The sequence below is a fragment of the Kaistella polysaccharea genome, assembly GCF_020410745.1.
In the GTDB taxonomy this organism is placed as follows: domain Bacteria; phylum Bacteroidota; class Bacteroidia; order Flavobacteriales; family Weeksellaceae; genus Kaistella; species Kaistella polysaccharea.
Genome location: NZ_CP084528.1, coordinates 746,205 through 768,977 on the forward strand (window position 1 = coordinate 746,205; position 22,773 = coordinate 768,977).

Sequence of the window (22,773 nt, forward strand, 5' to 3'; positions counted from 1 at the left end):
ATAAATTTCAAATTAGTCCCAAAGATATTTTTCATCATATTCCATCTTATTTTCAATTAACATTTCTACAAATTCATTCTTGAAATCTAATTCCTCATGATGTTTTCTCTGATTCACAATGTAGTTCTTAACAATTTCCAGATTGCTCCTACACACAGAAAATCCACCATAACCATCTTGCCAAAAGAAATCTTCATATTTACTTCCTTTTGTTTTTATCCATTTGGAGGAATGTGCCTTAACTTCCTGTACCAATTTCATTAAAGCAATTTTTCTTGAAAGCAAACATAAAATATGGATATGATTATCTGTTCCTCCAATTTGGATTGCTGTACTTTCAAAGTCCTTGCAAATGCTTGCGACGTACCTAAATAACTCATCTTTTATTTCTTCATCGATAAAATCATTTCTGTGTTTTGTACTGAAAACGATATGGATGTAATTTTTGACTAATGATTGTGGCATGGTTGTGTTTTTTTTAATTTCATCATTAATAGGATTTCATCCTATTCTTTATTAAAGCATCGCTTCGCGACTTAATGTATTTTTAAAATTAACAATTTTTGCAATATTTTTATTTCCAGGTTCTATTTCAAATTTTGAATTGATATCTAAAGCAAAAGGTTTCTGCTTTAATAAATTGATATTTTCAATATTCTCTTCTGAAATTCCACCACTTAAAAAGTACGGTTTGGTGATTTCTAATTCATTTAAAACTTGCCAGTCGAATGATTTTCCTGTTCCACCAAAAGCTTTTGAATCGGTATCGAAAAGAAAATAATCGACTTCTGATTTTAAATTTTGAATTTTAAATTTTAAATTTTCTAATTCTGTTCCTATTCTAAAGACTTTGATGATTTTAATTTCAGGATTTAATTGTTCTCTCACTTCCGAAATAAATTCGTCGCTTTCATCACCGTGAAGTTGTATAAAATTGAGTCCGGCTTTTTCAGATATTTCTATAATTTGTTCTAGACTTTCATTAACAAAAACTCCAACCTTTCCGGAATGTTTGATTGCTTTTATTTCTTCTAAATCTAAAGAATCCAAAACATATCTGGGAGATTTCTCATAAAAGATAAAGCCTAAAAAATCCGCCTTCAAAGAAACTAATTCTTCAATTTGATCTAGTTTTGTTAAACCGCACACTTTAAGTTTTGGTTGTCGGTTATTAGTTGCCAGTTGTTGATTCATTCTATTTTCTAAAATCTAGTTTCTAACATCTTTAATGAACTCTTCAAAAGCAACTCCAGGATTTTCATTTCGCATAAAATATTCGCCCATTAAAAATCCATCAAATCCTTTTTCTTTTAAAAATTTAAAATCTTCTATAGAATAAATTCCACTTTCGGCAACTGCCAGAATTTCTTTTGGTAAAAGGTTTTTCAGATTGACTGAATGTTGCAAATCAACTTTGAAATCTTTGAGGTTTCTATTATTAATTCCGACCAGATCAATGTTTTTATTGAAGTGCTTTAATTCTTCTTCTGTATGAATTTCTAACAAAACTTCTAATCCTAATTCGTGAGATAATTGTGTAAACTCCTGAACTTGGTTTGGAGAAAGACACAAAGCAATTAATAAAATTACATCTGCTCCATTCGCTTTTGCTTCGTAAAACTGGTATTCATCAATCATGAAATCTTTTCGTAAAACAGGAATCGAAATTTCACTTCGTACTTTCAAAATATCTTCTAATTTTCCTCCAAAAAATTCTGAATCAGTCAGGATTGAAATTCCACTTGCTCCAAATTTTTGATATGATTTTACAACTTCTAAAACATCTGCTTTATCATTAATAACTCCTTTACTGGGCGATTGTCTTTTAAATTCAGAAATGATTCCACTACCCGATTTCACTGATTCTTTTAAAGAAAAATTTTTTCGGTCAAAAAGTGCTGCATCTTTTAATTGCGTTAAAGCAACTTTCTTTTTCGCTTCAGCAACTTCCTGCTTTTTCTGTTCAATAATTTTATCGAGAATATTCATTTCTAATCAATTAAAACATTTAGACAATTCAAGGCTTTTCCTTCCATCAAACTTTCCTTCGCCATCATTAAGCAATTTTCGTAATCGCCGTATTTTTCGGTATTCTTCAAAGCCATCGCTGCATTTGCTAAAACAACGGCGTTTTGTTCGTACGTTCCTTTTCCCTCTAATATCGTTTTAAAAATCTCTGCGGCTTCTTCAACACTATTTCCGCCGAAAATAGTTTCTGCTTCGATATTCTTAAATTGCAAGTCTTCGGCTGAATAAATCTTCTCGCCATATTTATCAATAATTTTCGTATCGCTCGTCAAACTGATTTCGTCGTAACCATCTAAAGCATTGACAAGTAAAAAATCAGTATTTTTCTTCTGCAATAAATATTGGTAAATCCGTGCAATTTCCAAATTCGCCACACCGATCATGGTATATTTTGGCTGAGCTGGATTGATCAACGGCCCCAACATATTGAAAAAAGTTTTTAAACCTAAATTTTTACGCATCGGTGCAATTGATTTCAAAGAAGTGTGAAAAATCGGTGCGTGTAGATAACAGAAATTTCCTTTTTCTAAATCGTTTTTCAAATCGGCTTCTGTTTCTTTAAATTGGTAACCCAGAGTTTCCAAAACGTTGGACGCTCCGCTGATTGTTGAGGCCGCATAATTTCCGTGCTTGGCAACTTTTTGTCCGGTTCCGGCAACGACCAAACTCGCTAAAGTTGAAATATTGAATGTGTTTTTGCCATCGCCACCGGTTCCAACAATGTCTACCAAATCATCAGTTCCCAAATCAATTTTCGGCGCGAGTTGCTGTAAGGCTTCAGTAAAACCTTCCAATTCTGCCAACGTAATACTTCGCATCAAAAACACCGTAACGAAAGAAGTGACTTCAATTTCGTTGAAAATATTCTTTGAAATTTCCAGGAGGATTGATTTCGCCTGGGCTTTGCTCAAAGTTTGGTGGTCGAATAAATATTGTAATATCTCTTTCATTTTAATTCTGTAAAAAATTTTGGATAATCCTTTTTCCGGATGGTGTTAAGATACTTTCCGGATGATATTGAACTGCCTGAACATCGTACTTTTTATGTTGCAAAGACATTATCATTCCGTTCTCATCAACTGCAGTAATTTCCAGTTCTTCGGGGAAATCTTCAGGATTTACGGCCCAACTGTGATATCTTCCTACTTCTAAATTTTCGGGCAAATCCCTTAAAAGTCGAGCATCTTTTTTGATGGTTTGAGCATTCGTTGCAACACCGTGATAGATCTCTGTAAGATTAATCAGACTTCCACCGAATGCTTCCGCAATCGCCTGCTGACCAAGACAAACTCCCAATATCGATTTCGTTGGTGCATATTTTTTTATCAGTTCAATTAAAATTCCGGCTTCACTTGGAATTCCAGGTCCGGGAGAAAGTACGATCTTATCATACCTTTCAATGTGCTCCAAAGTAATTTGATCATTTCGGAATACATCTACTTTCTCACCACTAATTTGCTCAATCATTTGAACTAAATTATACGTAAAACTGTCGTAATTATCGAAGACTAATATTTTCATAATTGTATTTTCTTAAATTGAGGTTGCTTTTTTAATGGCCATTTTCAGCGCATTCAGTTTATTATTCACTTCCTGCAACTCATTTTCAGCCGCGGATTTCGCTACGATTCCAGCGCCGGCTTGATAATAAAGCGTGTTATTTTTACTTAAAAAAGTTCGGATCATAATGGCTTGATTACAACTTCCATCGAAACCGACAAAACCGATACAACCTCCATAAAACGAGCGAGAAGTTTTCTCATAAGAATCGATCAATTCCATCGCTTTATATTTTGGTGCACCACTCAAAGTTCCCTGCGGAAAAGTTGTGGCGATCATTTCGTAAGGATTTTGATTTTCTTCAACATCTGCGGTAACTTCACTTACCAAATGAATCACGTGAGAAAAAAACTGAACTTCTTTCAACTTTGTCACGGTTGTATTTTTTCCGCAAATGCTTAAATCATTTCGCGCTAAATCAACCAGCATCGTGTGTTCTGCATTTTCCTTCGCATCTTTCTTTAATTCTTCGGCGGCTTCTAAATCTTTCTGAACTTCACCAGTTCTTTTAAAAGTACCGGCAATTGGATGAATAATGGCTTTTCCGTCTTTAATTATCAATTGACTTTCCGGACTGGAACCCATCAATTTATAATCGCCGTAATCGAAATAAAATAAATAAGGCGAAGGATTAATATGTCGTAAAGCACGGTAAACATTGAATTCATCTCCATTAAATTTCTGTTCGAATCTTCTGCTCAAAACCAGTTGAAAAACATCACCACGGAAACAGTGCTTTTTTGCGGTTTCTACTAATTGGCGATATTCCTCATCTTCTAGATTTGAAGTTTCATAATCGGTAATTTTAAAGGGAAAAATGGGAGCGTTTTTCTGATTGATCAAATTTTCGATTTCGATAGTATTTGATTTTAGCCCATCGATTTTATTTTCAATAATGAACATCTCATCGTTGTAATGGTTAATCGCAATCACATATTGATACAGACGATAACGCAATAATGGAATTTTATTTTCCTCTGAAAGTTCTTTAAACTGAATATTTTCAAAAAATGGAATCGCGTCGTAACTCGTATATCCAAAAAATCCTTGTGCAGATTTACCAATTTCTTTGGAAGGTTCTTCACAAACAAAACATTTGGTGAAATCATTGAGCAGTTCACTTAATTTTTCTTTTTCTAAAGCAATCTTTTGTGGATTGCCAAGAGGAAATTTAACTTCTGCTTCCTCAAAATTTCGGATCTCAATTCCGGCAACCGCATTGATGGCGATAAACGAAAAGTTGTTATCGGTATTTTGATTTCCGGCACTTTCCAGCAAAATGGTATCCCGAAATTTATCACGAAGTCGAAGGTAAATCCCGACCGGCGTGAAAAGATCGCTCATCACCGATTTGATGGTGGTTTTTATGTTTATAGTTTGATTAAATTCCATGATATTTTTTAAAATTTAGATAAAAAAAAGACTTTAACGTAGCCCGTCAAAGTCTTTTATATGTTTTTACAAACAGAATACAAGATTTGCTTCAGACCCTAAAGGAGTTTGAATGATGCCACCAAGTATTGTTTGTGATTGTTTTCATTTGAAAAAAAATATTTTTCTTAAAGTTCGAATGTAATGCTTATTGAAGTAGTTTTTCTTTTACAAAAAGATTACCTCCGAGTTTCATTGAGGCAAATATATAAATGTTTTTTTTATCTGCAAACTTTTTTTAAAAATTTTGAGATTTGATAGTTTGAGAAAAAATGAAGATGTTTGTATAAATAAATTATTATGAAAAAATTCTTAGCAATTGCATTTATTGGTGGCTTATTGATGACAAGTTGTATTAAAAAAGAAACAGCAGCAGAAACGAACACCATGTTAAGCAAACCAGAAACTCCAACCGTAGAAGCCCTGCCGACTCCTGATTCAGCAGCAGTGATAGAGCCGATGGCTGCGGATTCTACCCTGATCAAACCCTAATCAAAATAATTAGCAGTCCTTTTGAGACTGCTAATTTTTTTCATCTATTCTTCTACATTTTTCAGCGCCATTAATAATTGATAAGCGCCTTTAGTCACAAATTTCTTGTCTTTATTATCTTCTTTAAAATTTAAAAGTTCGGTAAAACCATTTTCAGCATTTCCGATTTCTACTGGAAACATCTTATAGGTTTTGGGCTTAACTTCTTCAAAAATATATTGTTTTTCCTCCCATGTTACGATGGCGTCATCGGGAATTACAATGCCTTCTTCAGAATCGGCTTCCATTTCTGCATTCATAAAAGTTCCCGGAAGTAATTGCAAACTGTTATCGACAAAATGACAATGAATCAAAACACTTCGGTCAGCGGAGAAATCTTTTCCGATAATAAAAACGCGGGCTTCATATTTTTTTGTAGGATTTTGATTGGTAAAACCATACACTTTCTGACCTACTTTAATTTTACCTAAATCCTTTTCAAAAACCTTTAAAGCCAAATGTAAATCACCTGTATTGACGATATCGAACATTTTATCCATTGGAGAAACGTATTGTCCGATATTGACATTAACCGTAGAAATATAGCCGGAAATCGGAGAAGTTACGGCAAAGGATCGGCGGATATTATTGGCATTTAAAGAGCCAGGATTAATTCCCATTGCACTTAATTTCTGCGCCATTCCTTTCATCATTATATTTTGATTCTGGCTTTCATTAAAGGCCTTTTGCGTCACCTTATCGGAACTGGCTTTGTTCTCGTTCAAATCTTTTTGGCGTGAATAATCCTGTTGTGCGTATTGAAGATTAGATTTTGCCAAGAGATAATCCTGCTGCAACTGCACCAATTCTGGATTTTCTAAAGTTGCTAAAGTCTGTCCTTTAGAAACATAATTTCCCGGCATAAATCTCGAAACTCGCACGTAACCTCCGCTTGGCGCGGAAACACTCGCCATTCCTTGTGGTGGAACATCGATTTGCCCGGTGAGCATAATTTTATGCGCGATATCGAGGTTATTTAAAGTGCTGGTTTCAATGCCCGAATTTTTGATTTGTAAATCCGTCAAAGAAACCTGATCTCCAACGACGGTGCCTATTTCTTCCTGAACCACTTCTTCTTTGGAACAGGAAAAAATCATGAGGCTTAATAATATTATAAGTACTTTTCTCATTTTAAAAATTTTGTTGTTAAGATTCACCACCGATCATTTTTGAAGTGATTCCTTTTCGATTTGTATTTTCGGAAATCGCAACTCCCGCAAAGTGTAAAATGACAAAAATCGGCATCCAGTAAACTGCAAGTTTGTGAGTTGTTTCTGCTAAATTACTAAGAGATTCTGAACCGATTTCAAATTTTAGAATACTGCCGGTCATTATTTGTACAGCAACCAAAACATAAAATCCAAGATAAGTTAAACCTTGTAATTTTTCCTTAGTTGAAGTTAATTTCGAAAAAGGATTTGGAAATTTTATTCCTTTGACTATCATGTAAGCGATTCTTATAATAAAGGCGATGGTGATTACATAAGCAGCGTAAACATGCCACTCAAACATTGGATCTTGCACAGAATGAACGATGGTTCGAAGACTTTGCTTATCCAAATTAAGATTTTGAATTTGAGGGTTTTTATTCATTGCCTCAGAAATGACAGTTTTGCTCATCCAGACAATTCGTAGAAATCCGGTGGTAAATAAAACCAACATTCCTAGTGCAAAAATCCAGTGTAATAAGCGATGTAGAACGGTATATGTTTTCATTTTGATAAATATTAAATTATTGTTGCGTTAAATTATTGAGTTGAATTGTTTTCTCATTCAGCAGTTTTTGAGTGTCGATGAGTTTGTTTTGAATGTCTAAACTTTGGTTAATTAAAATGGACCATTCCAGATAGTTGATTTCACCTTCATAATACAATCGGTTTGCAGTTTTCATAATGGTTTCTGCATTTTTTAAACCTTTGGATTTGTAGTATTCAGTTTCACTTTTTAGTTTTTCATATTCACCGAAAAGTGTTGCGTATTGATTTTTTAAATTTCTGGAACCGAGTTCGTAATTGTTTTCTGCAATTAACTGATTGATTTTCTGACCTTCAATTAAAGATTTCTGCGCTCCATTAAAAAGTGGAATTCCAACGCCAATCATTCCGGAATGAAAACGTGCAGATCTTTCATAAAATTGGTCATCTGCGCCAGTTCCGTACATGCTGGAATTATTATACCCAATATTAAACGTCGGCAGAAGTTTGGATTTCTCTGCATTTAGTTTAGCAAGTTCTATCGCTTTCTGCTGTTCCAATTGTTTCAACACGATGGGATTTCCAGCATAATTTAGATCTTGAGTCGGACCATTCATTTCATAGAAATTTGAATTTTCGTTTGAATACATTGTTTCATCATTAATCAGATAATTGAACTGATAAAGGGAAACTTCACGGTCTTTCTTCAGATTTGCCAATTGAATTTCCGCCTGACTTCTGTAATTTTCTGCCGTGGTTTTTTCCAGAATATTACTTTCTCCTTTTTTCAATCGAAGTTCGGCGCGTTTGTAATAATTGGTATAAATGGAATCGGCTCTTAACAGCAGTTTTTCTTTTTCAGTCTGATAATTGAGTTCATTGTAAATCAAAGCGATCTCCCGTTTTAGTTGCCATTTTTGAAGATCTAAATTCAGCATGGAGTTTTTCCATTCTTCCATTAAAACCTGTTTCTGACTGTTGTAAAAACCAGGTAATCTGAAAGTTTGATTGACTGAAAATTTAGTGTCCGTGTAAGCGGAAACAAATTGCCCGATTTCTCCGGAAACATTCAGTGGATCGATTACGGCGTGAGATTTTTTAATCTTGTCTTGGTAATCAATTCGAAGTTGTCCGTTTTTTAAATTCAGATTATTTTTAAAGGCTTTTTCGTAGGCCGATTCCAGGGAAATCGGCGTTTGTGCTTTCAGTTGAATTGTAATCAAAACTGAAAATGTGATTATTATTTTTATAAGTTGTTTCATCTTTTTAAATTTAATTAAGGTCACTTGATTTTAGCAAAAATCTGCAGCCCGACTTGACTCTAGTTTTTATATTTTTATTTGAATCGTCGAAACTCGTTCCTCGTTTTGAGCGCGGAAGGCGGAATTGTCTGCCCAAATAATTATTTTATTCATCATAACCATCTTCTTCGGCACTTATTTCTACAATTTTTTTACGTCGGTCCGGGAAATGTTCCTCGAACCAAATGTAAATTAGGGGCAACAAATAAAGCGTGAGGAACGTGGCCAAGAGCAATCCGCCGATGACGACTGTTGCTAAAGGTCGTTGAACTTCTGCGCCTTCGCCTTGACTTAAGGCCATTGGTAAAAAGCCGAGTGATGCCACCAAAGCGGTCATTAAAACCGGACGTAATCTGGTTCTTCCACCGATTTTTACGACGTCTTTTAAATCGGAATGATGCATTTTCTGGCGGTTAAATTCTGCGATTAAAACGATTCCATTGAGTACGGCTACTCCGAAAAGTGCGATAAAACCGACGCCGGCGGAAATACTAAAATTCATTCCGCGGATCCAGAGCGACATAATTCCGCCAATCATAGAAAGTGGAATTGCGGAGAAAATGAGCAAGCCATATTTCACGGAATTAAAGGCAAAATAAAGCATCAGTAAAATCAGCAGTAAACTTATGGGAACGGCGATCATCAAACGGGATTTTGCGTGTTGAAGGTTCTCAAAAGTTCCTCCGTAAGAAATGGAATATCCGGGTGGAAGTTTGAAATCTTTTTCAACCACTTTCTGTAAATCTTCTACGGTCGACTGAATATCGCGGTTTCTGACATTGAAGCCGACGATAATTCTGCGTTGTGCATTTTCCCTTTGGATTTGATTGACGCTCTCTTTGAGTTCAACCGAAGCAACTGTGCTCAACGGAATTTCAGTTCCTAAAGGTGTAGAAATTAAAAGATTGTTGACGTCATCGACATTCTTTCTTTGCTCGCCATCTAAACGAACGACCAGATCGAATTTCTTTTCGCCTTCGAATACCGAACCGGTTGATTGTCCGGCAAATGCAGTGTTGACGATGTTGTTGACATCTTCAACGTTCAATCCAAACTGCGAAAGCGCTTCTCTTTTGTAAGAAATCACAATTTGTGGCATTCCGGAAATCGGTTCCACGTAAATGTTTTGCGCTCCATCAATTTTCTTCGAAATTTCCCCTAATTTTTCGGCATACACTTTTAAAGTATCGAGATCTTCACCGTAAATTTTACAAACAACATCTTGTCTTGCTCCCGTCATCAATTCGTTAAAACGCATTGCGACCGGATATTGGAAGGAGTACGTTACCCCGACCAGATTTTTCTTCAATTCTGCAGACATTTTTTCTGAGAGGTCATCATAAGTTTTAGCGGACGTCCATTCTTTCCTTGGTTTCAGAATGATCATCATGTCACTTGCATCGATTGGCATTGGATCGGTTGGGATTTCACTACTTCCGGTTTTCCCAACAATCTTTTCAATCTCCGGGAATTTCTTCATTAATATTCTGGAAGATTTCTGGACTGCATCAGTAGATGTTTTAAGGTTACTTCCCGGTAAAACTCTGGTGTCAACCGCGAAATCTCCTTCTGGAAGTGAGGGAATAAATTCGCCACCCAATCTCGACATCACAAACAAAGAGATAAAAAACAATCCGACAACACTGAAGAAAACCAAATTAGGAATCTTCAAAATAAAATTTAAAGTTCGATGGTAAAAGGCTTCAAACTTTGCCATCATTTTATCTGAAAAGTTTTTCTTTAAATCTATCTTTTTAGATAAAAACAAAGAACTCATCATTGGAATGTACGTCAGAGAAAGGATGAAAGCACCAAGTAAGGCGAAGATTACTGTTTGCGCCATCGGTTTGAACATCTTTCCTTCAATTCCTTGTAACGTTAAAATTGGCAGGTATACAATTAGGATAATAATTTGACCGAAAACTGCTGAATTCATCATGGTACTGGAAGAAGTATACACTTCACGATCCATAAATTCCTGAGAAATTTTTTTGTCCTGAAACTTGGTTAAATGCTTGAACCGATGCAGAATCGCTTCGACAATAATCACTGCTCCATCGACAATCAAACCAAAATCCAGCGCTCCTAAACTCATTAAGTTTCCGGAAACACCGAAAATATTCATCATGATAATGGCAAAAAGCATTGCTAATGGAATTACCGAAGCGACGATTAATCCAGCACGCATATTTCCAAGAAACAAAACCAAGACGAATATGACGATTAAAGCTCCTTCTAATAAGTTTTTACTTACCGTACTGATGGCGTTATTCACCATTTTTGTTCTATCCAGAAACGCATCAATTTTCACTCCTTCCGGCAGTGTTTTTTGAATTTCTTCAATTCTGGTCTTTACGTCTTTGATGACTTCATTGGAGTTCGCTCCTTTCATCATCATGACAACGGCACCTGCAACTTCGCCGTCGCCGTTATAAGTCATCGCACCGTAACGGATGGCTTTTCCGTATTGAACTTTCCCAATATTTTTAATGAGAATTGGCGTTCCATCAGCCAAATTTTTTACGACCGTATTTTCAATGTCCGGAATTTGATTCATCAAACCTTCCGTTCTGATGAACAAAACGCTGGGGCCTTTTTCAATGTAAGCGCCACCGGTATTTTGATTGTTTTTTTGCAAAGCATCAAAAACTTCGGAAATCGTAACGCCCATCGATTTTAAAATGGCTGGATTTACGGCAACTTCATATTGTTTCAAATAACCACCAAAACTGGCAACATCAGCAACGCCAGGCGTTCCGAGTAATTGTCGGCGTACTATCCAATCCTGAATGGTTCTTAATTCCATCGGATTATAGCGATGTTCGTAACCTTTTTTCGGACGGACAACATATTGGTAAATTTCCCCTAAACCCGTGGAAATTGGGGCCATTTGCGGAACTCCTAAACTTACAGGAATATCTTTCGAAACTTGCTGAAGCCGTTCTGCAACTTGTTGTCGAGCAACCATTAAATCGATATCGTCTTTAAATACAATGGTAATCACCGATAAACCAAAGCGCGAAAAACTTCGCATTTCCTTGATTCCCTGTATATTATAATTAATCTGTTCTAAAGGGAAGGTGATAAACCGTTCGATATCGGGCGCACCCAAACTTGGGGAAACGGTGATAATTTGAACCTGATTATCCGTAATATCAGGAACCGCATCAATAGGAAGGTTTCTGAGTTCAAACAATCCATAAATAATTAAACCAAGCGTCATCAAAATGATGATCAGTTTATTTTTTATGGAAAATTCTATTATTTTATTAAGCATATTTTTTCTTTAAAAAGTTGCCAGCGCATGATACGCTGACAACATTGTTAATCATCATGTTCGTCACTTTTGGAACTTGGACCATTGCCCTTATAATTTCGATAGTCAAAGTCCTGGCCCGTTCTGATTTCGGTATGACGGATTTCACCACCGGTTGTTCCTACTTTTTGAGCAAAGAAAAGACTGACTATCGCAAAGATTCCGACAAGAAATGGCGCATATTTAGAAATGACTGAATTTCTGAAACTCGCAATGAGTGCAACCAAAGAAATTGCTCCTAAAACATACGTTAGGGCTGCAAATATTTCAGAGACTTCTTCATGTTTTTTTATGAGATTCTCAGAAAGACCTGCAATTTTTGTCGCAGAATCTTCGGCACCTTCACCTGTCCCCATGGCAACCATTGAAGTAATGGCTCCGAGAATGAAAATGATATAAGCGTTTCGTTTGGTAACTTCGGATTTACTGAAAATTCCGATAAGTAGTATAATTATTCCTACGACAGGAAATATAATTGGCAAATGATTTACGACCAGATGCATATGTAATTCGTCCATTTTTTTTAATTTAAAATTTAACTTTTGTTTAGGATAATATCAGTCAGAATCGCAAGATTTGACATGATTATGTTCTTAAGAATTTCTAAATTAAATTTGAGGAGGTTCCCAGATTTTTTGAAAAACGGAGGGATAGTATTTTTCGGAGTAAGAAAAATTGTTGGAATCATCAACAAACACCAAATGACGTTGCAAATTGATTGTTGCTTTTTCCGGCGGAATGTTTAGGGTAATGGTCGAACTGGAAAAGTCATGTGTTTTAAAGGGCAGTTTCATATCCTGCTTATAATCGCTGTCTAGAATCTGCTCATCAATATAATGTATTTTAAAGAAGTCATAAATTGACAAATCGTGATTGGCTATTTTGTGCGAAATATAATGCTCAATCAATCTCGGCATTTTCACAAATTGTCTGACCTCACTAAACGAAGTAAGATAAGTAAACAACAGGAAATAAATAAACCACTTTTTCACACTACAAATTTACGGAAAATAGCAGATAGAATATAATATATTGCAGATTTGGAATCAATCCAAATAAATATCATGCTTTTTTGCTTGAAAATCTTTAAATAAAAAATCACTTTATAAATGAAAGTACATGATGATTTAAATGAATGCAAGTAGTAATTTCCGCGCTATTATCTTCCCTAAAAATTTACTAAATTTGCACTCTTAAAAAAGCAATAAAAATGCAGTTATCAGAACAGGAAATTATCCGGAGAGAAAAGTTACAAACCCTTGAAAAAATGGGCATTAACGCTTTTCCAGCCGAAGAATATAAAATTACAGAGACGACCAAAACCATTAAAGAAGATTTTGTTGAAGGTAAGAAAGTGACTATTGCAGGTCGTTTGATGAGCCGCAGAATTCAGGGTAAAGCGAGTTTCGCGGAACTTCAGGATTCTGAAGGTAAAATTCAGGTTTATTTTAACAGAGATGAAATTTGTACTGGTGAAGATAAAACGCTTTACAATGACGTTTACAAACACCTTTTAGATATCGGTGATATCATCGGAATTGAAGGTGAACTGTTCAATACGCAAGTTGGCGAAATGACCGTGAAGGTGACGGATTTTAAAATTTTAACAAAATCTTTACGTCCACTTCCACAACCAAGAACAGATGAAAATGGAGTGACTTATGATGCCTTCAATGATCCTGAACTTCGATACAGACAACGTTATGTTGATTTAATCGTAAATCCGCAAGTAAAAGAAGTTTTCATTAAAAGAACAAAATTGTTCAATGCGATGCGAACTTACTTTAATAATGCTGGCTATTTTGAAGTTGAAACTCCAATTTTACAGGCGATTCCAGGTGGTGCTGCGGCAAAACCTTTTATCACGCATCATAACGCTTTAGACATTCCCTTATATTTAAGAATTGCGAACGAACTCTATCTAAAAAGATTGATCGTTGGTGGATTTGACGGTGTTTATGAATTCTCCAAAAACTTTAGAAATGAAGGAATGGACCGAACTCATAATCCAGAATTTACGGCGATGGAAATTTACGTTGCTTATAAAGATTACAACTGGATGATGGATTTCACAGAAAAATTGTTGGAATTTTCTGCAATTCAAGTGAATGGAACAACGGATTCAACTTTCGGTGAACACACTATTAGTTGGAAAGCGCCATATCCAAGAGTTTCAATGACCGAATCAATTCAACATTTCACTGGATTTGACATTACTGGAAAATCAGAAAAAGAAATCTTCGATTTTGCAAGATCAATTGGTGTTGAAGTAGATGAAACAATGGGTAAAGGAAAATTAATTGATGAAATTTTTGGGGAGAAATGTGAAGGAAATTATATTCAACCGACCTTCATTACGGACTATCCTATCGAAATGTCGCCTTTAACAAAGAAACACAGAAGCAAAGAAGGTTTAACAGAGCGTTTTGAATTAATGGTTTGCGGTAAAGAAATTGCAAATGCATATTCCGAATTAAATGATCCAATCGATCAGAGAGAGCGTTTTGAGAAACAAGTAGAATTAGGTAAAAAAGGTGATGACGAAGCAATGTTCATCGACCAGGATTTCTTGAGAGCCTTAGAATACGGAATGCCGCCAACTTCAGGTTTGGGAATTGGAATGGACCGTTTGATCATGTATTTAACAAACAATCCATCGATCCAGGAAGTTTTGTTTTTCCCACAAATGAAGCCGGAGAAAGCAACGCCAACTTTCGAACTGGATGAAGATGAAAGACTGGTTTTGGAGATTTTGAATTCTTCAGAGGAACCGATGACTTTAGGAGTAGTGAAAGTAAAATCTCAACTTTCTGGCAAGAAATGGGACAAAGCGACGAAAAATTTAACGAAATACAATTTGGTTAAAGTAGAAAAAATCGACGATGTTGTTTGGATGAAATTGATGTAAAACCATTAAAATAAATTTTTTGAAGCGGACTTTACAGTTCGCTTTTTTTGTCCCACAAAAATAAAGTTGGTTTAAATCTTCCGAAAATCCAGTTATCTAATATTTTGTATTAGTTAAGAAAAATGACGAAATTGCATTGATCAAATCGATTTAAAAATTAAAAAAAAGAATTATGAAAAGAAATGCAACAGCCATTTGGCAAGGGTCAGGTAAAGACGGAAAAGGAAATTTAACCACTCAAAGCACAACCTTAAACAAGACCCAATATTCTTACAGCTCTCGTTTTGAAGAAGGCGTTGGGACAAATCCTGAAGAATTAGTCGCTGCAGCTCATGCAGGTTGTTTCGCGATGGCGCTATCTTTTAAAATAGATGAAGCCGGTTTTAAAGCAGAAAACTTAGAAACGAAATGTGTCATTAATCTGGATGCGAAAGAAGGAAAAATAACGCAGTCGATGTTAACTTTGATGGCAACTGTTCACGGAATTAGTAAAGAAAAGTTTGATGAGTTAGTTGCTGATGCAGAGAAAAACTGTCCAATTTCGAAATTGCTGAATACTGAAATTAAGGTCGATGCAACTTTAGCATAAAAAAAAAATAAAAGTTAAAAATAACTTTCTAATCCTCAAAAATCTGAGGATTTTTTTGTGCATAATTGTGCTAATTTTATGACTGCTTTAACTTTCATATTTCAGCGAAATTCAGTATATTTGTTGGTCTTTTGAAATAGAGAATAATCGCTCTATTTCTCAGCAAAATTTTAGTTAAAATGGAATTAAAATTCAAGGCAATTTGCTTTGATGAATAATAAATATATGAGCCAAAAAGAATATACAGCCAGTAGTATACAAGCGTTAGAAGGAATGGAGCACGTGAGAATGCGTCCATCGATGTACATCGGTGATGTTGGAGCAAGAGGTCTGCATCATTTAGTTTATGAGGTGATTGACAACTCGATTGATGAAGCGTTAGCGGGACATTGCGACACGATCTCGGTAGTTATCCACGAAGGTGAATCCATTAGCGTTAAAGATAACGGTCGGGGTATTCCAGTTGATTTCCATGAGAAAGAGCAAAAATCTGCGCTTGAAGTGGTTATGACCAAAATTGGTGCGGGTGGGAAATTCGATAAAGATTCTTATAAAGTTTCTGGTGGATTGCATGGTGTTGGGGTTTCGGTGGTGAATGCACTTTCAGTTTCCTTAATTGCAACCGTAAATAGAGATGGCAAAATTTATCAGCAGAAGTTTTCCCAAGGGAAAGCGTTAGCAGGTGTAGAAGAAATCGGAACGACTACAGAAAGAGGAACGGAAGTTTTCTTTCAGCCCGATGGATCTATTTTCCAGGAATTGGTTTATTACTATGATACTTTGGCCAGCAGACTTCGTGAACTTTCTTATTTGAATAAAGGGATTACAATTACTTTAACCGATGAAAGAGTTACTGAAGAAGATGGTAGTCTTAAAAGCGATGTTTTCCATTCTGAAGGTGGACTGAAAGAGTTTGTAGAATACATCGACGGAAACCGTGAAAGCATTATGAATAATGTGATTTTCATGGAAGGTGAAAAAGACAATATTCCGGTTGAAGTTGCCATGCGATATAATACTTCTTATAATGAGAATCTTCATTCTTACGTAAATAACATCAACACACACGAAGGTGGAACTCACCTTGCCGGTTTTAGAAGAGCTTTAACAAGAACGTTAAAGAAATTTGCTGATGAATTGGGACTTCCGGCAAAAGAAAAAGTAGAAGTTACTGGTGATGATTTCCGTGAGGGATTGACGGCGGTGATTTCTGTAAAAGTAATGGAACCTCAGTTTGAAGGTCAAACGAAAACGAAATTAGGAAATTCTGAAGTTTCTGGTGCAGTTGATAAAATCGTTGGTGAAATGCTAACCAACTTCTTAGAAGAGCATCCAAACGAAGCGAAAATTATTGTACAGAAAGTAGTGCTTGCAGCGAAAGCGAGACAGGCAGCGAAAAAAGCAAGAGAACTCGTTCAACGTAAATCTCCAATGGGCGGAAGTGGACTGCCAGGAAAACTTTCTGACTGTTCTTCTAAAGATCCAGAAATTTCTGAACTATTTTTAGTCGAGGGAGATTCGGCAGGTGGAACGGCTAAGCAAGGTCGTGACCGTCATTTCCAAGCGATTCTACCTTTGCGTGGTAAAATTTTGAATGTTGAGAAATCGATGCTTCACAAAGTTTACGACAACGAAGAAATTAAAAATATTTATACTGCTTTAGGAGTTTCTGTAGGAACTGAAGAAGACAGCAAAGCCTTAAATATTTCCAAATTAAGATATCATAAAATTGTGATCATGTGTGATGCCGATATTGATGGTGCTCACATCGCCACTTTAATTATGACGTTTTTCTTTAGATATATGAAAGAACTCATTGAGAATGGATATGTTTATATCGCGCAACCTCCTTTATATTTACTGAAAAAAGGAAATAAGAAGGTTTATGCCTATAACGAAAAGGAACGTGAAGAAATCACTTTAGAAATGTCACCTGACGGAAAAGGAGTTGAAGTTCAACGTTACAAAGGTCTGGGAGAAATGAATCCTGAACAACTTTGGGATACGACGCTGAATCCTGAACGAAGAACATTAAAACAAATTACCATCGAAAGTTTAGCAGAAGCTGACAATGTATTTTCTATGCTAATGGGTGATGAAGTTCCGCCAAGACGGGCATTCATTGAGAAGAATGCAATTTACGCGAAAATTGACGTTTAATTAAAAGCGTATAACACTATATCAACTGCTCAGATTATTCTTGAGCAGTTTTTTTAGCGTAAAAACGTACGAATCTTTTTAATAAAATAAAATTTGTATTTTTATATATGAGGAATTTTATAGTTTTTTCTTTCAGTGCCTTCATTTTTTTGATGGGCTGTAACCAGAAAAAAACCATCAATACAGATTTAAATGCTGAGATTGCACCACTAAATGATAGTATTGCATCTTTTGTCATTGATTCTGTTGCAGTACAAGATTCGGTTAAAATAACAGAAAATCTTACGGCTGCCTTTCATTCAAAGATGCTTGTTTTCCCATCTTTAAGCAATAAGCGAGTTTTAGATTCTATTTACAGTGTGGAGAATATTCATTTAAACTCCTACTCTGCTGAAAATATTACCGATTCTTTAAAAGCCAAAAAAGACAAATTTTTCCGCGACACGAAGGAATCAATTAAAGAATGGAATCCAGATTTTAAACAAACGTGGACTAATAATTCAAACATGAAGTTATTTTCAAATACCAACGGGTTTCTCACCATCAAATATACCGGAGATGGATTCACGGGCGGCGCACATGGCTATTATTACGAAAAATACAAGGTCTTCGACCTTAAAAAAAATACGACTTTACAACTTTCTGATATTTTAAAAAATCAAAATGCTGAAATTTGGGGAAGAATATTAATGGATCATTTTCTGAAAAACGATTTGGGAAAGGGACAAAGCGAAATGTTGCTGGTTAAAGAAATTCCCTTAAATACCAATTTCTACTTTGATGAAAATAACCTCTTTTTTCTGTACAATCAGTACGAAATTATAGCTTATGCCGCCGGTCCGGTCCTCATAAAAATACCGCTGTCAGACATAAAACCATTTTTAAATGCGGAATTTAAAAAGAGAATTGCAAAATAATCAGGCGCAAGCAAAAAGCTTTTAATCGCCCACTTTACCTATTTTTGCATCTATGAATAACGTTGCCTTTATTATCAATCCATTTTCGGCGCAGAAGAATTATCAACCATTTCTCACGTCACTTCAAAAAAATCTGGAAAACCCGATCTTCTACCTTTCTGAATCGGTCGCAGGAACAGAACAATTCATCACGGAAAACTTTGATAAAATTGATATTTTTGTAGCTGTTGGCGGTGACGGCACCATATCTTCTGTAGCTAAATCACTCATTAATACCGATAAAGTATTGGCTATTTTTCCCGCTGGTTCAGGCAATGGCTTTTCGAATGAAAATAATTTCAACAAGAATCTGAAAGATCTTCTTGCTAAAATAAAAAATAATCAGCATCGGGAAATCGATACTTTTATGGTCAACGAGTACTTTTCAATTAATGTTTCCGGAACTGGATTCGATGGAAAAGTCACAAAAGCTTTTGAAAAAACAAGCCGTGGTTTTAAGAACTATATTAAAGTTTCACTTCAGACATTTTTTTCCTACAAACCCGTTGAAGTTCAATTCAAGTCACCAGACTTTCAAAAATTCAACGGAAACTATTTGATGATCAACGTTGCAAATACGCGGCAATTCGGTAACAACGCTTATATTGCGCCGCATGCAAGCACTGTAGACGGTTTGGCAGAAGTAGTTTTGGTAAAAAAGTTCCCGTTTTGGTACAGCGGCATTTTCGCTTTTAACATGTTTTCGAAAAATTTAGAGGAAAACAAATACATCACTTACCTTTCAGTTTCAGATATTGAATTTACGGTCAATACGGAAGATTGGCATTTAGACGGAGATTATAACCGAATTAAATCGCCTGTCTCAATTAAAGTTTTACCCCACAGCTTGAAAATCCTGGTTTAATCAGGCATCCTGTAAACCCTTTTTATAAGCATTCAAGGCACGTTCGCGCGCAAATTTATGCTCCACAATGGGTTCAGTGTATTGTTTTGAACCAAATTCAGGAACCCACTTTTTAATATAGATAAACTCCGGATCAAACTTTTTTTGCTGTTCCGTTGGGTTAAAAACTCGGAAATAAGGCGCCGCATCACAACCGCTTCCTGCACTCCACTGCCAGTTTCCATTGTTGGAAGACAAGTCATAGTCAAGCAACTTTTCCGCGAAATAAGCTTCCCCAATTCGCCAGTCCATTAAGAGATGTTTTGTTAAAAAACTCGCACAAACCATTCGAACTCTATTGTGCATAAATCCTGTTTCATTTAACTGGCGCATTCCGGCATCTACAATCGGATATCCCGTTTTTCCTTCCTGCCATTTCTTCAAGAGATTTTCATCATAAATCCAGGAAATATGGTCGTATTTTTTCTTAAAAGATTGATGCACCACTTTCGGGAAATGATAAAGAATCTGCATGAAAAATTCCCGCCAGATCAATTCTTTCAGGTAAGTTTGATTGAGTTTCCCGCCTTCTGCAGCAAGTTTTCTAACACTAACTGTCCCAAAACGAAGATGAACACTCATTTCAGAAGTTTTTAAAGTCGGAAAATTTCGCGTTTCATGGTAATTTTTAATGATATCCGGATCAATATGAGGAATTTCAAACTCGTATCCTGTTTTCTTAAAACCAATTTGTTTTAAAGAAAGATTTTGAGGTTCTACATCAATTAATCGATTAAGATGTTTTTCACTGGGAAAATGCTCGATATTTTCAATGTCATATTTTTGAAGCCATTGTTTCGAATACGGTGTATAGATCGTATATGGAGTTCCGTCAGATTTTAAGATTTCATCTTTGTGAAAATGAACCTGATCTTTAAAGGATTGAAAATCTATTCCTTTAGAAGTTAAAAACTCTTTAATTTCTAAATCTCTTTTAATTGCTGAAGGTTCATAATCTTCGTTACAAATAACGCCTGAATGATCATATTCTTCGGACAACTTTTTAAATAAATCTATTGGTTTTCCGTGAAGAATTTTAATTGATTTCCCCGTTTTCTCTAAAAATTGATTCAAGGTTTGTAAAGTTTGCACGATATAATCAACGCGCCGATCTTCTTTATTTTCTAATTTTGAAAGAATTTCAGTATCAAAAATGAAAACTGGCAGAACATTTTTAGACGATTCCAAAGCTCTAAAAAGTCCATGATTATCACTCAATCTGAGATCCCGCCGAAACCAAAAAATAGTAATTTTATCAGCCATTTTCAACCATTTTCAGAATTTTTATCGGATCTTCATTTCGCAAATTGGTGTAGATGGTGTGATGAAAAGTATTCAGCTTTTTCAATGAAGTTAATAACTGTTCTTTTTCTTCGCCATTCAGTTTCCCACACATTATTTTAGAAACCATGGTTACATCTTTCATGGACTCCTGAAAAACCTTTTTACCTTTTTCGGTCACCGAAATTCTTGTACTTCGCTTGTCATTTTCATCTGGACTTTCAACTAATAAACCATTGCGTACCAGCCTTTTAATTATTTCTATACCCGATTGTTTTTCATGCGCATTTTTCTCGATGAGCTGCATTTTCGTGAGGGACGGATAATCCATCAATCTAAACAAGTAGGTAAAATCTTCGTTCACCAAATCGGTATGACTTTCCAGCGATTTTTTAATGAGATGTTTGGAATATCTTCCCAGCATAATCACCTGTTTTGCAATCTCATTCTCACGATCGAAAACCTGCAAATCAAATTTATCTGTCAGATTTCTCGGCGTTTCTTTTTCGTAAGCTTTCTCATTCAAATACAGTCGAAAATCCTCCAGACTTGTTTGGTTACTCGGCTGATTTTTTTGAAAAGTATCAAGCTCCGATAAAATGTCAATGATTAAATTAAGTTCCATATAATAAAATTATAGTTTTATATTTCCTAAACCTCCGTCAACGCCGATGATTTGGCCGGTCATCCAGGAACTTCTATCCGAAAGTAAAAATTCCACCAACTGTGCGCTGTCCTCTGGCATCCCGATTCTTTGTAACGGATGCCTTTTTGCCGACGCAATTCTTTTATCTTCTGTGGAAAGCAGTTGGGCGGCAAGATCAGTATCAGATAATGACGGCGCAATTACATTTACTCTGATTTTAGAGGCAGAAAGTTCGGCTGCCAAACTTTTAGCAAAACCTTCAATCGCACCTTTACTGGCAGCAATAGAAGTGTGAAATGGCATTCCTACTTTCGCCGCAACGGTTGAGAATAATACAATACTTGCCGATTTTGATTTTTTAATAGCTGGTAAACATTTCTGAATTACTTTAACCGCTCCCATAAAATTCTGGTTAAAATCAGCTAAAAAATCCTCTTCTGTTAATCTGTTAAATGGCCTCAAATTAATTGAGCCTGGGCAGAAAACCAGACCGTGTAATTCCTCCGGTAAAGATAGTGAGCTCAGGTCATCTGTAGAAACGTCCAGTTCAAAAAATTTCGTTTCTAAACTTTCTAATTCTGTCGTTAAATTTCTAGATATTGTAAAAAGATTTTCATCTTTTAACAGTTGAGCCGTGGCCAGTCCAATTCCTCTTCCAGCGCCAACAATCAGTATATTTCTCATTTTAAATTTCTTTTATATTACCCTTATTTTTTTTGCATTTTTCACTGCAATACTTTACACTTTCCCAATCTTTTTCCCATTTCTTTCGCCAACTAAAAGACAATGTACACACTTCACATATCTTTGTGGGAAGGTTGCCCTTTTTTACATTTTTCAAATTGATTTATGGTTTTGCGTACGGTAACTGCTCCAGGAAAACTCCTTTATAGTAAGCGTCTAAACCACCGCTCAATAATAAACCATCACCTTTAACCAGACCATCTTCTGATAATCTGGTGCTGGGAATATGAATAGCTTCCACACTTCCAATAACCAAAATAGTATTATTAATTTCTAAATTAAGAATCTGTTGCAGTTTCATCTCAATCTTAATTTCAGCCTCCTTTACAAAAGGTGCAATGCAATTATTTACATATTCGGGCGAAAAACCTACCACTTCAAATTCCGATGTATCTTTTGGATACCGCGCCGAGGTTTGATGGGAGTGGCTGGCTAAAGTTTCATTAACATAATTAATGGTGTAATATTCGGTCTCGCGGATGTTTTCTAAGGTATCACGCTCAACAGAATCGGGCCGTGAAATAAAGCCAAACAAGGGCGGATGGGAACCTAAATGAATCAGCGAATTAAAAATTGCCACATTTTCCTGACCATCTTTAGACTTTGTACCGATTAAAGAAACCTGACGAATACCCGCTACAGAATTAATCAATTTTGCACGAAAACGTTGTTCGCTTTCTAAAATTTCTTCTTTACTAAATGTTAAAATCTGCTCTTTCTGCAT

General features: G+C 35.6%; 23 protein-coding genes. 6 read left to right on the forward strand and 17 right to left on the reverse strand.

The window, feature by feature from the left end; genetic code table 11:
* Positions 1-12: 12 nt before the first annotated feature.
* From tnpA to LC814_RS03320, 6 genes are read right to left on the reverse strand one after another with little or no spacing between them, the layout of a single operon-like run.
* Entirely contained in the window at positions 13-465 is a 453-nt protein-coding gene (tnpA, locus tag LC814_RS03295) for an IS200/IS605 family transposase (RefSeq protein WP_226064933.1), read from the reverse strand.
* A 51-nt stretch (positions 466-516) separates the two neighbouring features.
* Positions 517-1,194, reverse strand: coding sequence for a phosphoribosylanthranilate isomerase (locus tag LC814_RS03300; protein WP_226064934.1), 678 nt, complete (start codon positions 1,192-1,194; stop codon positions 517-519).
* Between the two features lie 15 nt (positions 1,195-1,209).
* Positions 1,210-1,989: an indole-3-glycerol phosphate synthase TrpC gene (gene trpC / locus LC814_RS03305; RefSeq protein WP_226064935.1), complete on the reverse strand. Its 780-nt coding sequence runs from the start codon at positions 1,987-1,989 to the stop codon at positions 1,210-1,212.
* 2 nt (positions 1,990-1,991) lie between these two features.
* The gene (trpD, locus tag LC814_RS03310; protein WP_226064936.1) at positions 1,992-2,978 is read right to left on the reverse strand and encodes an anthranilate phosphoribosyltransferase; all 987 of its coding nucleotides are present in this window, start codon (positions 2,976-2,978) and stop codon (positions 1,992-1,994) included.
* A gap of 1 nt (position 2,979) precedes the next feature.
* The gene (locus LC814_RS03315; RefSeq protein ID WP_226064937.1) at positions 2,980-3,549 is read right to left on the reverse strand and encodes an anthranilate synthase component II; all 570 of its coding nucleotides are present in this window, start codon (positions 3,547-3,549) and stop codon (positions 2,980-2,982) included.
* A gap of 12 nt (positions 3,550-3,561) precedes the next feature.
* Positions 3,562-4,980 (reverse strand): anthranilate synthase component I family protein, encoded by a 1,419-nt coding sequence (locus tag LC814_RS03320; RefSeq protein ID WP_226064938.1) that lies wholly within the window; start codon positions 4,978-4,980, stop codon positions 3,562-3,564.
* A gap of 339 nt (positions 4,981-5,319) precedes the next feature.
* On the opposite strand from LC814_RS03320, the gene LC814_RS03325 reads away from it, so the two are divergent.
* Complete coding sequence (locus LC814_RS03325; protein ID WP_226064939.1) at positions 5,320-5,511, forward strand: hypothetical protein; 192 nt, start codon at positions 5,320-5,322, stop codon at positions 5,509-5,511.
* 44 nt (positions 5,512-5,555) lie between these two features.
* On the opposite strand, the gene LC814_RS03330 is transcribed toward LC814_RS03325, so the two are convergent.
* From LC814_RS03330 to LC814_RS03355, 6 genes are all read right to left on the reverse strand, one after another.
* Positions 5,556-6,680 (reverse strand): efflux RND transporter periplasmic adaptor subunit, encoded by a 1,125-nt coding sequence (locus LC814_RS03330; RefSeq protein ID WP_226064940.1) that lies wholly within the window; start codon positions 6,678-6,680, stop codon positions 5,556-5,558.
* Between the two features lie 16 nt (positions 6,681-6,696).
* On the reverse strand, positions 6,697-7,266 hold the full coding sequence (locus LC814_RS03335) for a cytochrome b/b6 domain-containing protein (RefSeq protein WP_226064941.1): 570 nt from the start codon (positions 7,264-7,266) through the stop codon (positions 6,697-6,699).
* A gap of 16 nt (positions 7,267-7,282) precedes the next feature.
* On the reverse strand, positions 7,283-8,506 hold the full coding sequence (locus tag LC814_RS03340; RefSeq protein ID WP_226064942.1) for a TolC family protein: 1,224 nt from the start codon (positions 8,504-8,506) through the stop codon (positions 7,283-7,285).
* 145 nt (positions 8,507-8,651) lie between these two features.
* Entirely contained in the window at positions 8,652-11,822 is a 3,171-nt protein-coding gene (locus tag LC814_RS03345) for an efflux RND transporter permease subunit (protein WP_226064943.1), read from the reverse strand.
* A 47-nt stretch (positions 11,823-11,869) separates the two neighbouring features.
* Positions 11,870-12,379: a hypothetical protein gene (locus tag LC814_RS03350; RefSeq protein WP_226064944.1), complete on the reverse strand. Its 510-nt coding sequence runs from the start codon at positions 12,377-12,379 to the stop codon at positions 11,870-11,872.
* A 90-nt stretch (positions 12,380-12,469) separates the two neighbouring features.
* Positions 12,470-12,778 carry a hypothetical protein gene (locus LC814_RS03355; RefSeq protein WP_226064945.1) on the reverse strand — a complete coding sequence of 103 codons (309 nt, stop codon included), beginning with the start codon at positions 12,776-12,778 and terminating at the stop codon, positions 12,470-12,472.
* Between the two features lie 293 nt (positions 12,779-13,071).
* Between LC814_RS03355 and lysS the strand changes: the two genes are divergently transcribed.
* The 5 genes from lysS (at position 13,072) to LC814_RS03380 (ending at position 19,339) form a co-directional block, all read left to right on the forward strand.
* Positions 13,072-14,769 (forward strand): lysine--tRNA ligase, encoded by a 1,698-nt coding sequence (gene lysS / locus LC814_RS03360; protein WP_226064946.1) that lies wholly within the window; start codon positions 13,072-13,074, stop codon positions 14,767-14,769.
* Positions 14,770-14,941: 172 nt separating this feature from the next.
* A complete protein-coding gene (locus LC814_RS03365; protein WP_226064947.1) occupies positions 14,942-15,358 on the forward strand; it encodes an OsmC family protein in 417 nt (138 codons plus the stop codon).
* A gap of 225 nt (positions 15,359-15,583) precedes the next feature.
* Entirely contained in the window at positions 15,584-17,518 is a 1,935-nt protein-coding gene (gene gyrB / locus LC814_RS03370; protein ID WP_226065753.1) for a DNA topoisomerase (ATP-hydrolyzing) subunit B, read from the forward strand.
* 107 nt (positions 17,519-17,625) lie between these two features.
* Positions 17,626-18,435, forward strand: a complete 810-nt coding sequence (locus LC814_RS03375) for a PdaC/RsiV family protein (RefSeq protein ID WP_226064948.1) — start codon at positions 17,626-17,628, stop codon at positions 18,433-18,435.
* A 52-nt stretch (positions 18,436-18,487) separates the two neighbouring features.
* The gene (locus LC814_RS03380; RefSeq protein WP_226064949.1) at positions 18,488-19,339 is read left to right on the forward strand and encodes a diacylglycerol/lipid kinase family protein; all 852 of its coding nucleotides are present in this window, start codon (positions 18,488-18,490) and stop codon (positions 19,337-19,339) included.
* Here LC814_RS03380 and LC814_RS03385 read toward each other — a convergent pair whose 3' ends face one another.
* The 5 genes from LC814_RS03385 to LC814_RS03405 are packed head-to-tail and all read right to left on the reverse strand — an operon-like array spanning position 19,340 to position 22,773.
* The gene (locus LC814_RS03385) at positions 19,340-20,641 is read right to left on the reverse strand and encodes a cryptochrome/photolyase family protein (protein WP_226064950.1); all 1,302 of its coding nucleotides are present in this window, start codon (positions 20,639-20,641) and stop codon (positions 19,340-19,342) included. It abuts the gene before it with no gap.
* Positions 20,634-21,284: a MarR family winged helix-turn-helix transcriptional regulator gene (locus LC814_RS03390; protein ID WP_226064951.1), complete on the reverse strand. Its 651-nt coding sequence runs from the start codon at positions 21,282-21,284 to the stop codon at positions 20,634-20,636. Before LC814_RS03390 ends, LC814_RS03385 begins: the two co-directional genes overlap by 8 nt.
* 9 nt (positions 21,285-21,293) lie before the next feature.
* Positions 21,294-21,989: an SDR family NAD(P)-dependent oxidoreductase gene (locus LC814_RS03395; protein WP_226064952.1), complete on the reverse strand. Its 696-nt coding sequence runs from the start codon at positions 21,987-21,989 to the stop codon at positions 21,294-21,296.
* A gap of 1 nt (position 21,990) precedes the next feature.
* Entirely contained in the window at positions 21,991-22,146 is a 156-nt protein-coding gene (locus LC814_RS03400) for a DUF2256 domain-containing protein (protein ID WP_226064953.1), read from the reverse strand.
* Positions 22,147-22,152: 6 nt separating this feature from the next.
* Positions 22,153-22,773 (reverse strand): flavin reductase family protein, encoded by a 621-nt coding sequence (locus LC814_RS03405; protein ID WP_226064954.1) that lies wholly within the window; start codon positions 22,771-22,773, stop codon positions 22,153-22,155.